This window comes from Arthrobacter sp. APC 3897 (assembly GCF_030407495.1).
GTDB lineage: Bacteria > Actinomycetota > Actinomycetes > Actinomycetales > Micrococcaceae > Arthrobacter_B.
On sequence record NZ_JASDDG010000015.1, the window covers coordinates 1 to 12,758 of the forward strand.

Consider the following 12,758-nt stretch of genomic DNA (forward strand, 5'->3'; position numbering starts at 1 on the left):
GACGCGCACTACCCCGGGGCCAAACAGCTCGGACACGGGAAAGGGTACGTTTACTCCCACGACGAGCCGCACGGCGTGGCCCGCCAGCAGTACCCGCCGGATGACCTGGTGGGCCGGAACTACTACGAGCCGACGGTCAACGGAGTCGAACGGGACATTGCCGCCCGGCTCGAGCGGCTGCGCGGCATTGTTCGCGGAAAGTAAAACGGCGGCCGCAGGGTTTGGCGTGCCGGGCGGGGAACGGTGCGCCCGCGTCTGCGTGCTAGCATTGATGGTTGACTGGCAAGTGCGACGCCGAACCCCCTTTCCGCTTTTACCGGCGGAAAGTTGTGCCCGGCGCCGTGTCTGTAGCAGAAGGCAGCGGTTGGCCCGAGCTCTCCCTAATGGAGGCCAGTACTTACGTATCAGTCATCTCGGTATCCCGGCGCAAGCCAGGGCTGCGGTGGCCAAACCGCCAAAACAGTGAAAGGTGAACGTGGCTAACAACACACGTGCACGCCGTCAGGCCCGCGCTTCGCGCGCCCTCGGCATTGCTTTGACCCCCAAGGCAGCCAAGTACTTCGAGCGTCGTCCTTACCCCCCGGGTGAGCACGGCCGCGCACGCCGCAAGCAGGACAGCGACTACGCTGTACGCCTGCGTGAAAAGCAGCGTCTGCGCGCCCAGTACGGCATCCGCGAGGCACAGATGACCCGTGTCTTCGAGGAAGCCCGCCGCACCGCCGGTCTGACCGGTGAAAACCTGATCGAGCTGCTCGAGATGCGTCTTGACGCCCTCGTGCTGCGCGCCGGCTTTGCCCGCACGATCGCCCAGGCCCGCCAGCTTGTTGTGCACCGCCACATCATGGTTGACGGCGCCCGCGTGGACCGCCCGTCGTTCCGCGTTTCCGAAGGCCAGCTCATCCATGTGCACCAGCGCAGCGAGACCATGACGCCGTTCCAGGTTGCCGCTGCCGGCGCCCACCGCGACGTCCTGCCCGCTGTTCCGGGTTACCTGGATGTTTCCCTGGACAAGCTGCAGGCACGCCTCGTGCGTCGCCCGAAGCGCTCGGAAGTTCCCGTGACCTGCGAAGAGCAGCTCGTCGTGGAATACTACGCACGCTAATTTCGAGTCTTCTCGATTTTTCTGGACAGCCCGCGGCCCCGTGCCGCGGGCTGTTCGGTTAACCGGCCCCTTTTGGCGGCCGTTCCCCGTCAGGAACGCATACCTGCCGGCGGGAACAAGTAAGTGCTGCGGCCCTGAAGTGGGTAAGGTACATAGCGGAAGTTTTTAGTTTTCAAACCAAGAGGAGAACCATGTCGGGTGGAGATATTGCCGGTCTGATTGCGGCCGGCGTGTTTGCGGTGCTGGTGGTGCTGCTGGCCGTCCCGATCTGGAAGCTTGGCAAGGTGTTTGATGAGCTGCGCGGTGCCATCCGCACCATCAGCGACGAGACCACGCCGCTGATCGAGGAAGTCACCACCACCGTGTCCACCACCAACCTGCAGCTGCAGAAGGTGGACGGCATTTCCTCCAATGTCTCGGATGCCACAGCCAACATCTCTGCGCTGTCTTCCCTGGTTGCTGCAACCGTAGGATCGCCGCTGATCAAGGTGTCAGCCTTCAGCTACGGGGTCCGTTCGGCCCTTTCCGCACGCGGCGCCAAGAGCCGCGGCCGCCGCAGCCGCTAACCAGCCACCAGCACAGGAGCAAAGAGAATGATCAAGCGAGTTTTTTGGATGTCCATCGGTGTCACCATCGGCGTCATCGCTGTCCGGCGCCTCTCCGACGCCAAGAACACCCTGGGTCCGGCCGGACTCAACCGGGCCGTCGGCACCGCCGCCGACGCCCTGCAGAACTTCGCCGATGCGTTCCGTGAAGGCATGACCGAACGCGAAGGTGACCTCCGCACCGCCCTGGGCATGGAAACCGGCGACACCGTTGCCGACACCATGACCGCCGTGCGCCGCTGATCCGCAACTGGCCAGCACCGTCTGACACTGCGCGCAGTTCAATGCTGCGCGCGCCTGAATTACCGGAAGGGTAAAAAGCACCATGAAGTCCCACGAGATTGCACGCCGCTGGCTGGATTTCTTCAGCAAAAAGGGCCACACGGTGGTTCCCTCCGCGTCGCTCGTCACCAATGATCCGTCGCTGCTGTTCACCGTGGCCGGCATGGTGCCCTTCATTCCATACCTCACCGCCCGCGAGAAGCCCCCTTACAGCCGGGCCACCAGTGTGCAGAAGTGCATCCGCACCGCGGACATCGAAGAAGTGGGCAAGACCGCACGGCACGGCACCTTCTTCCAGATGGCCGGCAACTTCTCCTTTGGCGACTACTTCAAGGAAGACGCGATCACCTTCGCGTGGGAGCTGCTGACGTCCGACGTCGAAGCGGGCGGCTTCGGCCTGGACCCCGAGCGCCTGTGGGTCACCGTCTACGAGGACGGCGACGAGCGCGACGACGAAGCACGCGCCATCTGGCGCGACAAAATCGGCATCCCGAACGAGCGCATCATCGGCACCGGCAAGGCGGACAACTACTGGAACACCGGACAGGCCGGCCCCGGCGGTCCCTGCTCCGAGATCTACTATGACCGCGGCCCGGCCTACGGCCTCGAGGGCGGCCCCGCCGTCGACGAAACCCGCTACATCGAAATCTGGAACCTGGTCTTCATGCAGTACCAGCTCTCCGCCGTGCGCTCCAAGACGGACTTCGACGTTGCCGGGGAACTGCCGCAGAAGAACATCGACACCGGCCTCGGCCTCGAGCGCCTCGCGATGATCCTGCAGGGCGTGGAAAACATGTACGAGACCGACCAGGTCCGTCCCGTCCTGGACAAGGCCGCTGAACTCTCCGGCAAGGAGTACACCTCCGCCGAAGACCCCTCGGACCCGCACCATGCAGACGATGTGAAGCTGCGCGTCGTCGCGGACCACATCCGTTCCGCCCTGATGCTCATCTCCGACGGCGTGAGCCCCTCCAATGAAGGACGCGGCTACGTGCTGCGCCGCCTGATCCGCCGCGCCGTGCGCAGCATGCGCCTGCTGGGCGTGGAAACCGCTGTGCTGCCCGAACTGCTGCCCGTATCCAGGGACGCGATGAAGGGAACCTACCCCGAGGTTGAAACGGACTTTGCGCGCATCAGCCGCATTGCCTACGCCGAGGAAAAGGCGTTCCTGCGCACCATTGCCTCCGGCACCGAGCGCCTGGAGGAAGCGGTCAAAATTTCGCAGGCCGCCAACAAGCCGCTGTCCGGCGAGGACGCCTTCACCCTGCATGACACCTACGGTTTCCCGATCGACCTGACGCTGGAAATGGCCGAGGAAGCAGGCCTGAAGGTTGACGAGGCCGGATTCCGCTCGCTCATGCAGGAACAGCGCCAGCGCGCCCAGGCGGACGCCCGCGGCAAGAAGCACGGGCACGACGACGTATCGGTGTTCAACGAGCTCCTCGCCGCCGGGCAGACCGTGTTCACCGGCTATGACGAGCTGACCAGCGAATCCTCGGTGCGCGGCATCATTTCCGGCGGCTCGCGGGTTCCCTACGCCGGCCAGGGCGCCGAGATCTCCCTGGTGCTCAATGAAACCCCGTTCTACGCGGAAGCCGGCGGCCAGGCTGCCGACACCGGCCTCATCACCGGCGACGGCTTTGTCATCGAGGTCCAGGACGTCCAGCGTCCGGTCAAGGGACTGAGCGTGCACAAGGCCATTGTCCGCGAAGGTGAAATCGCCGACGGCGCAGCTGTCCTTGCCGCCGTCGATGCCCAGCGCCGCCACGAAGCCGAGCAGGCGCACTCCGGTACGCACATTGTGCACGCCGCCCTGCACCAGATTCTCGGCCCGGAGGCACTGCAGCGCGGTTCCTTCAACAAGGCCGGCTACCTGCGCTTCGACTTCTCCTGGGGCGAAGGACTCTCCGACGCCGCCAAGTCCGAGATCGAAGAAGTGTCCAACCTCGCGATCCGCAGCAACTATCAGGTCGAGACCAAGATCATGTCCCTGGCCGAGGCGAAGGCGCTGGGCGCCACCGCCTTGTTCGGCGAAGCCTACGGCGACACCGTGCGCGTGGTGGAGATGAACGGCGACTGGTCCCGTGAACTCTGCGGCGGCACGCACGTGGCATCGACCTCGCGCATCGGCAGCCTCACCCTTCTGGGCGAGCAGTCCGTGGGATCCGGCAACCGACGGGTTGAAGCCTTCGTGGGCATGGACGCCTTCCGCCACCTGGCAGCCGAGCGCGCCCTGGTGAACGAACTTTCCGAAATGCTCAAAGTTCCCTCCGCGCAGCTGCCGGACCGGCTTGCCGCCACGCTGGCGAAGCTGAAGTCCACTGAGAAGGAGCTCGAGCGCCTGCGCCGCGAGCAGCTGGCTGCTTCCGCCGCGGCTCTCGTCTCCACCGCGGTTGACGTTGACGGCGTCCGGGTCCTGGTCCATGACGCCGGCACGGGGGCCGGCGCCGACGACCTCCGCACACTGGCACTGGACCTGCGGTCCCGGCTGGGCAGCGGTGCTGCCGTGGTGGCCGTGGCCGGCGTCGCCAACTCGCGCCCCGTGGTCATTGTTGCCACCAACGAGGACGCCCGCGCAGCCGGCGTGAAGGCCGGTGCCCTGGTCAAGACGGCCGCCGGAATCCTCGGCGGCGGCGGAGGCGGCAAGGACGATGTGGCGCAGGGCGGCGGCTCCGACCCCGCCAAGCTCGCTGAAGCACTCACCGCCGTCAAGGCAGCCGTAGCCAACCGGGGCTAAACATGGCACCGCAGGACTACCCCCGGGGAGTGAAGCTCGGGGTGGATGTCGGCCAGGTCCGCGTGGGCCTGGCCGTCAGCGACCCTGACGGAACGCTGGCCATGCCGGTGAAGACGCTCAAGCGGGACGCAAAGAAGAACAGCGACATTCGGGTTATTGTCCGCGAGGCGGCCAACCGCAGCGCCGTACAGGTGTTTGTGGGCCTTCCGCGCAGCATGAGAGGCACCGAAACCGCGTCCACGGTGATGGCGCGGGACTATGCGCAGGCGCTGCTCAGCGAGCTGGAGCGCAGCGGACTGGCCATTCCCGTGTCATTGGTGGACGAGCGGCTCAGCACGGTGTCCGCCCACCGCTCTTTGCACGAAGCTGGCTTGAACAGCAGGGAACACCGTAGAGTGGTTGATCAAGCAGCAGCTGTAGCAATACTGCAGCACGCCATTGACATGCAGCGTTCCCTTGAACGCGATGTGGGGGAGCCGGTCACAATCTGCCGGCAGGAGCGCCAACCCGGCGCGCTGCCGGCCCCGACACAGGAGCCAACTATTTCCCAGGACAACAAGCGCGGAAACGGGTCTGCGCTGTGAGCCACAGGTATCCGGACCATCCAGCCATGGGCGCGGAACCGGAGTATGAACCGACCGCAGACCATGAGGCCGACTACGCTCCGGAAGCCGAGGTTCCCGTGGCCGTCCTCTTCGCGGAAGAAGCGGACACCCGCGGGAACCGCCGCCCGTCACGCGAAAAGCAGCGCCGCCGCCGCCGCCGCACCATTGTCATGCTGGCTGTCCTGGTGTTCTTCGCCGGCGTGGTGCTCGGCCTGACCCTCTTCCTCCGGGACCTGCTGGGCATGAATGAGATCAAGGACTATGAAGGATCCGGTACCGGCAGCGTGAGCTTCACCGTGGCCGAGGGCGACGGGCCGATGGTCATCGGCGGAAAGCTGGAGGCAGCTGACATCGTTGCCACGTCGAAGGAGTTCGTCAACACCTTCCAAACGGAGTCCGAAGGCCGGGAAATCCAGCCCGGCTCGTATGAGATGAAGCAGCAGATGTCTTCCTCGGCGGCACTCGATGCCCTGCTGGGAGAGCAGGGTGCAGCGGTACATTACGCCGCCGTAGCCCGTGACCTTCGCCAGAACGAAGTCTTTGAAATTCTCAGCACCTCCACCGGCATTCCGCTGGCCGAATTCGAGGCGCTGGGGAAGGACCCCCAGGCGTTTGGCCTTCCCGCCCAGGCCGTAAGCCTGGAAGGGTACCTGCATCCGGGCGAATACCGCTTCCCGGTGGATCAGGACGCCACGTCCATTGTCACCGAAATGGTGGACGGCACCTTCACGACACTGGAGGACGCCGGCATTACGGATCCCGCTGAGCAGTACCGGATCCTGACCAAGGCCAGCATCATCCAGGCAGAGGCAGGAGAAGCCGACTACGCCACGGTGGCCGGAGCCATCCAGAACCGCCTGCGGGAAGACAACGTTGAGACCTCCGGGTTGATCCAGTCCGACGCAACGGTGACCTACGGGCTGAACCGTAAGAGCTACGACCTGACGCCCGCGGAAAAGGCTGACAAGTCCAACCCGTACAACACGTACGCCAACCCGGGACTGCCCGTGGGACCGATTGGTTCCCCGAGCACGGAGGCCGTCCAGGCCGCTGCCAACCCCGCAGACGTGCCGTACTACTACTGGGTGACCGTCAACCTGGACACCGGCCAGACAGAGTTCTCGTCCACCTTGGCCGAGCACGCCAAGTATGTGGCCCAGTACCAGAATTGGTGCGCCTCGCAGGAGGCAGGCAGGTGCGCGTAGTTGACTGAACCTGTCCGGCGGGCAGCCGTCCTCGGGCATCCGATCGGCCATTCGAAGTCTCCGCTCCTGCACCGCGCCGCCTACGAGTACCTTGGCTTTCACTGCACCTACGACGCCGTGGACGTTCCGGAAGAGGACGCCGCCGCTTTTGCGGCGGCCCTCCGGAACCCGGCACCGGGGGACCCGCTGTGGGCGGGACTGTCCGTGACGATGCCCCTGAAAGCAGCCCTGGTGCCCTCCATGGATGATTTGACGGAGACGGCGGCGGCCCTGGGGGTGCTGAACACCGTTACCTTCGAGTACACGGCAGGCGGTGTGGTCCTGACCGGCCACAACACCGACGTCACCGGGATTGTGCGTGCCCTGGAGCACGCCGGGTCCCGGACGGCTCCGCGGATTGCCGTTCTGGGTGCCGGCGGGACCGCCTGCGCCGCGGTGGCCGCTGCGGCCAGGCTCGACGCCGTCGCAGTGGACGTCTACGCCCGCGGTTTCCGTGCGGCGGCAGACGGGACCGTCGCCGTCCAGGCCGCCGGCAGCCGTACCGGAACCTCTGTTTCCCTGCACCCCTGGGAAGAGGCGGCGGCCGCCTGCGCCGCCGCCGACGTCGTCATCTCCACCCTTCCGCCCCGGGCCGCGGATCCGCTGGCGGAATCCCTCGCCGCAGCCGCGGGAGACCGCACCGGAGCCGTCCTGCTGGACGCAGCCTATGATCCGTGGCCCAGCCGCATCGCCCGGGCGTGGGAGGAGGCCGGCGGCCGGATTGTTCCGGGGCAGGAAATGCTGCTCTACCAAGCGGTGGAACAGGTTCGCCTCTTCGCCGGAGACAAGTTCCGAGACGAAGCCGCCGTCATAAACGTGATGTGTGACGCAGTGGGAGCACCGCGGCGCTGAACGCGCACACCGGACATGGCAGTATTGAAGGCATGTTGCGATGGTTGACCGCCGGTGAGTCCCATGGGCCCGCGCTGGTAGGAATAGTTGAGGGCGTCCCCGCTGGCGTCGAAGTCGATAGCTCCCTGATCCAGGAAGCACTGGCACGCAGGCGGCTGGGCTACGGCCGCGGTGCCCGGATGAAGTTTGAACAGGATCAGGTGCGCATCCTCGGGGGAGTCCGCCACGGTCTCACCCAGGGCGGGCCGGTGGCCATTGAAGTGGGCAACACCGAATGGCCCAAATGGGAAAAAGTCATGTCCCCCGATCCGGTGGACCCGGCGCTCCTGGCCGAGTCCGCCCGGAACGCTCCGCTGACCCGCCCCCGCCCGGGCCACGCCGACTTCACCGGCATGCAGAAGTACGGTTTCGATGAAGCCCGCCCGGTACTGGAACGCGCCAGCGCCCGGGAAACGGCAGCCCGCGTGGCCCTGGGCGCCGTTGCCTCTTCCTTCCTGAAATCCCTGGGCATTGAACTGGTCTCGCACACCGTAAGCATTGCTGCTGTTGCCAGCCCCGAGGGTTCAGCCCTGCCCGGACCGGGCGACGTTGCGGCCCTGGACGCCGACCCGCTGCGCTGCTTCGACGCCGAAACCTCAGCGGCCATGGTCGCCGAGGTGGATGCTGCCCACAAGGACGGCGAAACCCTGGGCGGCGTGGTGGAGGTCCTGGCCTACGGGCTGCCGCCGGGACTGGGCAGCTACGTCCACTGGGACCGGCGCCTTGACGCCCGCATCGCCGGAGCCCTGATGGGCATCCAGGCCATCAAGGGTGTCGAGGTCGGCGACGGTTTCCTGACGGCTGCACGCCGCGGGTCTGCTGCACATGACGAAATCCTGCAGGACGCCGACGGGCGGGTCATCCGCTCCGGCAACCGGGCCGGCGGCATCGAAGGCGGCATGAGCATTGGCGAGGTCCTGCGCGTGCGGGCAGCCATGAAACCGATTGCCACCGTGCCGCACGCCCTGCAGACGGTGGATGTCAGCACCGGCGAACCGGCCCGGGCCCACCACCAGCGCTCCGACGTCTGCGCCGTTCCGGCAGCAGGCGTGGTGGCCGAAGCCATGGTGGCACTCGTGCTCGCCGAAGCAGTGACGGAGAAGTTCGGCGGCGATTCGGTTGCCGAAACGGCACGCAATCTCCGGACCTACCTCGAGAACATTCCCGGCGCGCTGGAATCGGCTGGCACCAGTGACCGGCAGTTCTGACGGCTCCGCCCCTTCCGGCTCTTCCGGCCTCAAGTCTTCGGACCGGCTGAAACCTGCAGCGCACATTGTCCTGATCGGATTCATGGCAGCCGGAAAGTCGGTGGTGGGGCGTGAGCTGGCTGCCCGAAACCGGCTGAAGTTCCTGGACACGGACCAGCTGGTGGCTGACACGCACGGTCCGATTCCGGAAATCTTCGCCGCCCGCGGTGAATGCGGCTTCCGCGAGCTTGAGGCCCGCACCGTCGCCGCAGCACTGGCGGAGAAAACTCCGGCCGTTATTTCACTGGGCGGGGGTGCGGTGCTGGACACCGGCACCCAGCAGTTGCTGCGCCGCGCCACCGTTGTGTTTTTGGACACAGACCTGGAAACCGTCCTGCCCCGAATCATCCGGTCCGGACACCGCCCGATGCTCGCCGGAGACCCCGTGCGCCGCTGGGAGGAACTGGCGAAAGCCCGCCGTCCGGTCTACGAATCCCTGGCCGACATCACCATCGACACCCGCGGACTTCCCGTCCCGGTGGTCGTTGACCGGCTGACAACCATCCTCAATGAAGGAGCTTAATCACATGGCCTCCGATCCCACCGTTATCCCGGTGACCGGCGAAAGCCCCGCAAGCAATTACGACGTCGTTATCGGCAACGGGCTGCTCGACCGCCTCCCGGCCATGCTGGGAGAGCGGGTGCGCCGGGTACTGGTCATCCATCCGCGTGCGCTGCGTGCCACCGGAGACACGGTGCGCGACGAGCTCGCCGCTACAGGCCTGACAGCGGTAACCGCCGAAATTCCCGACGCTGAAGAGGGCAAGCACATCCAGGTGGCGTCATTCTGCTGGCAGGTGCTGGGCCAGAATGACTTCACCCGCTCCGACGCCGTTGTGGCAGTGGGCGGCGGCGCCGTCACCGACCTCGCAGGATTCGTGGCCGCCACCTGGCTGCGCGGCATCAAAGTGGTCCACATCCCCACCTCCCTGCTGGGCATGGTCGATGCGGCGGTAGGCGGCAAAACCGCCATCAACACCGCCGAGGGCAAGAACCTCGTGGGTGCCTTCCACCCGCCCGCCGGTGTGCTCGCTGACCTGGACGCGCTGGCCACGCTGCCCAAGAATGAACTGCTCAGCGGCATGGCCGAGGTCATCAAGTGCGGCTTCATCGCCGATCCCGCCATCCTGGACCTCGTTGAGGGGAACCCGGAGGCAGTGGGCGACGGCGCCTCCGACGTAGTGCGCGAACTGGTGGAGCGTTCCGTTGCGGTCAAGGCCGAAATTGTTTCTGCCGACCTGCGCGAAGCCGGCCGCCGCGAGTACCTGAACTACGGCCACACCCTGGGCCACTCCATTGAACTGGCCGAACGCTATCAGTGGCGCCACGGCGCTGCGGTCTCCGTCGGGCTGGTTTTCGCCGCCGAGCTGGGCCGCATGGTCGGCCGGCTCGACGACGCCGCCGCGGACCGGCACAAGACAATCCTCGAATCACTGGGACTGCCTGTCACGTACCGGAAGGACCGCTGGTCCGCCCTGCTGGACGGCATGCGGCGGGACAAGAAATCCCGCGGCGACCTGCTGCGCTTCGTAGTCCTGGACGGACTGGCGAAGCCCTCCATGCTGGAGGTTCCGGACACCTCGCTGCTCTTTGCTGCCTACCAGGAGATCGCCTCCGAGCCGCAGGGCGGGATCCGCCTCAGCCTGTAGGTCCCCGGAGCGGGTAGAATAGTCGACGGACTTAAAACGAAACCTGGCGAATCAACGAAAGAGAAACTGTGGCGACGACCAACGACATCAAGAACGGCACCGTGCTGAAGCTTGAAGGCAACCTTTGGAGCATCATCGAGTTCCAGCACGTAAAGCCGGGCAAGGGTGGTGCGTTTGTCCGTACGAAGATGCGTAACGTGCGTTCAGGCAAGGTAGTGGACAAGACCTTCAACGCCGGCATCAAGATCGAAACGGCCACCGTTGACCGCCGGGATTACCAGTACCTGTACCAGGACGGCGAAGACTACGTCTTCATGGACACCTCCGATTACGATCAGCTGACCGTGCCGGGTTCCATCGTGGGCGACAACGCCAACTTCATGCTCGAATCCATGATGGTGACCATCGCCATCCACGAAGGTTCCCCGCTGTACATCGAGCTGCCCCCGTCCGTGGTCCTGGAAATCACGTACACCGAACCGGGCCTGCAGGGCGACCGCTCCACCGGCGGCACCAAGCCTGCAACCGTGGAAACCGGTTACGAGATCCAGGTTCCCCTGTTCCTGGAACAGGGCACCAAGGTCAAGGTAGATACCCGCACCGGCGATTATTTGGGACGCGTTAACGAGTGAGTGCACGCACTAAGGCCCGCACCAGGGCACTGGAAGTTCTGTTTGAAGCTGAACAGCGTTCAGCCTCAGCCTTTGACATGATCAAGGCCCGCAGGGAACAGACCGATCAGACGATCAACCCCTACACCATGGATTTGGTGGAGGGTGTGGTTTCCATGCAGGAGACCATCGACGAGTTCCTGAGCACCTACTCTCAGGGCTGGCCGCTGGAACGGATGCCGTCCGTGGACCGCATCATCCTGCGTATCGGCGCTTGGGAACTGCTGTACAACGACGATATCCCGGACAAGGTGGCCATCAGCGAAGCCGTTGAGCTGGCCAAGACCCTGTCCACGGACGAGTCACCGTCCTTCGTTAACGGGCTGCTGGGCCGGCTTCACCAGCTCAAGCCCTCGCTGCTGGCCTAAACCGCCGGCAGGACATTGTCTGCGCCACGCGTTGTGGCAGCAAAAAGCCCGCAGCGGCCACCCTTGTGGGAGGCCGCCTGCGGGCTTTTTGCTGCCCGTGCCAGGTGCATCTAGGCCCCGGAGCGGGCCAGCATCACGGACCGGGTGCGGGTAACGTCCCGCAGCAGGGTCCGCTCCGTGGCCTGATTGGCGGCCACATCGCGGCCGGCAGCAATCTGCTGGCGGGTCAGGGCCAGGCGCGTGGCCTCGGCAATGAACCTTTTCATGATGCTGCGCGCCCCGAACCTCCCCGCCCAGGCCATCGCCTGGTGCCTTCCGGCGCGGGTGGAAAGCATCAGCACTTCCTGGGGCGTGAACCAGCCGGCGGCCGCATATTCGCCCAGCCGCTGCCGGGTAAGCCGCTGCTCGGCGCGGCGCAGCAGGAGGACTCCGGTCACGGCCAGAGCAAAGAGCGGCACCTGCAGCAGGAAGTAGAAAGCGAAGAAGTCCCCCGCGGCCAGCGCTGTTCCGCCGTTCCAGAACATGTGGCCCACGATGGCGGCCAGCAGGCCCAGGAGGAAGGCTCCCATAATCCGGGCGGTACCGCCGCGGCGGACGGCGAAACCCAGGGCCAGTCCGACGGCGGAAGTGAACAGTACGTGCGCAAAGGGGGAAAACAGTCCCCGAAGCACAAAGACGAACCCCAGCTGCGCCCCGAATCCGCCGCTGGTAATCAGCGCGGAGCCGAAATACAGAATGTTCTCAGTGAAGGCAAAACCCGCAGCCACTGTTCCTGCGTACACCACGCCGTCCACCGGCCCGTCAAAATGGCTGCGCCGCACAAACACCAGAATCAGCACGCCCAGCCCCTTGGCGATTTCCTCCACGATCGGAGCTTCCAGGACAGGGCCGATGAACTCCGGCGCGAATCCCGGCAGAACGGCGTAGAGCAGCCGGCCCACATAAGGGCCCGCCAGCAGGGCTATGCCCACCGATACGCCGGCGCCCCAGAGGAACGCAAATACCAGCGCCGAGCGCGGTTCGGGTTCCCACCGGTCCACCCAGCGCAGCCCCAGCAGGCAGATTCCCAGCGGTACCAGCGCCAGGAAACCGCAGAGCACAAAGGCAACGGTGCCAAGCTGCCACCAGAGGAACCACGCAACCAGCAGCAGCGCCACCGACGCTCCTGCGATCAGCAGGACGGTGGCGGCGGTTCCCCTGCTGGTTTTCGGGGGAGCGGACCACAAGGGCTGCACGGGCACCGGCCCGGCAACCGGCGGTTTCACGCCGGCCGGCTGCAGGCCGCCGGGCGGGGTCACCGGAACCCGGTCCAGGGCAGGGTGGTCCTCGGGTCCGTGGCTGGTCATAACGCTGCGCC

13 protein-coding genes and 1 pseudogene are annotated in these 12,758 nt (G+C 65.7%); 13 read left to right on the forward strand and 1 reads right to left on the reverse strand.

Annotated elements, in window-relative coordinates; all coding sequences use genetic code 11:
• From QMA10_RS08825 to nusB, 13 genes and pseudogenes are all read left to right on the forward strand, one after another.
• Window positions 1-204 (forward strand): annotated as a pseudogene (locus QMA10_RS08825) (replication-associated recombination protein A); the annotation flags it as partial.
• Between the two features lie 271 nt (window positions 205-475).
• Window positions 476-1,102 carry a 30S ribosomal protein S4 gene (gene rpsD, locus QMA10_RS08830; RefSeq protein WP_104054795.1) on the forward strand — a complete coding sequence of 209 codons (627 nt, stop codon included), beginning with the start codon at window positions 476-478 and terminating at the stop codon, window positions 1,100-1,102.
• A gap of 191 nt (window positions 1,103-1,293) precedes the next feature.
• Complete coding sequence (locus QMA10_RS08835; RefSeq protein ID WP_290167597.1) at window positions 1,294-1,668, forward strand: DUF948 domain-containing protein; 375 nt, start codon at window positions 1,294-1,296, stop codon at window positions 1,666-1,668.
• A 30-nt stretch (window positions 1,669-1,698) separates the two neighbouring features.
• Entirely contained in the window at window positions 1,699-1,950 is a 252-nt protein-coding gene (locus QMA10_RS08840; RefSeq protein WP_290167717.1) for a DUF6167 family protein, read from the forward strand.
• A gap of 82 nt (window positions 1,951-2,032) precedes the next feature.
• Entirely contained in the window at window positions 2,033-4,726 is a 2,694-nt protein-coding gene (gene alaS / locus QMA10_RS08845; protein ID WP_290167598.1) for an alanine--tRNA ligase, read from the forward strand.
• A gap of 2 nt (window positions 4,727-4,728) precedes the next feature.
• Window positions 4,729-5,310, forward strand: coding sequence for a Holliday junction resolvase RuvX (ruvX, locus tag QMA10_RS08850; protein WP_290167599.1), 582 nt, complete (start codon window positions 4,729-4,731; stop codon window positions 5,308-5,310).
• Between the two features lie 26 nt (window positions 5,311-5,336).
• The gene (gene mltG / locus QMA10_RS08855) at window positions 5,337-6,536 is read left to right on the forward strand and encodes an endolytic transglycosylase MltG (RefSeq protein ID WP_290167601.1); all 1,200 of its coding nucleotides are present in this window, start codon (window positions 5,337-5,339) and stop codon (window positions 6,534-6,536) included.
• Window positions 6,537-7,427: a shikimate dehydrogenase gene (locus tag QMA10_RS08860; protein ID WP_290167603.1), complete on the forward strand. Its 891-nt coding sequence runs from the start codon at window positions 6,537-6,539 to the stop codon at window positions 7,425-7,427.
• Window positions 7,428-7,459: 32 nt separating this feature from the next.
• Window positions 7,460-8,674, forward strand: a complete 1,215-nt coding sequence (gene aroC / locus QMA10_RS08865; protein WP_290167605.1) for a chorismate synthase — start codon at window positions 7,460-7,462, stop codon at window positions 8,672-8,674.
• Entirely contained in the window at window positions 8,658-9,236 is a 579-nt protein-coding gene (locus QMA10_RS08870) for a shikimate kinase (RefSeq protein WP_290167608.1), read from the forward strand. Before aroC ends, QMA10_RS08870 begins: the two co-directional genes overlap by 17 nt.
• A gap of 4 nt (window positions 9,237-9,240) precedes the next feature.
• Window positions 9,241-10,362, forward strand: coding sequence for a 3-dehydroquinate synthase (gene aroB, locus QMA10_RS08875; protein WP_290167610.1), 1,122 nt, complete (start codon window positions 9,241-9,243; stop codon window positions 10,360-10,362).
• Window positions 10,363-10,430: 68 nt separating this feature from the next.
• Window positions 10,431-10,994, forward strand: a complete 564-nt coding sequence (gene efp, locus QMA10_RS08880; RefSeq protein ID WP_290167613.1) for an elongation factor P — start codon at window positions 10,431-10,433, stop codon at window positions 10,992-10,994.
• Complete coding sequence (nusB, locus tag QMA10_RS08885; RefSeq protein WP_290167614.1) at window positions 10,991-11,401, forward strand: transcription antitermination factor NusB; 411 nt, start codon at window positions 10,991-10,993, stop codon at window positions 11,399-11,401. Before efp ends, nusB begins: the two co-directional genes overlap by 4 nt.
• A gap of 110 nt (window positions 11,402-11,511) precedes the next feature.
• Here nusB and QMA10_RS08890 read toward each other — a convergent pair whose 3' ends face one another.
• A complete protein-coding gene (locus QMA10_RS08890) occupies window positions 11,512-12,747 on the reverse strand; it encodes a PrsW family intramembrane metalloprotease (protein WP_290167615.1) in 1,236 nt (411 codons plus the stop codon).
• Window positions 12,748-12,758: the final 11 nt, after the last annotated feature.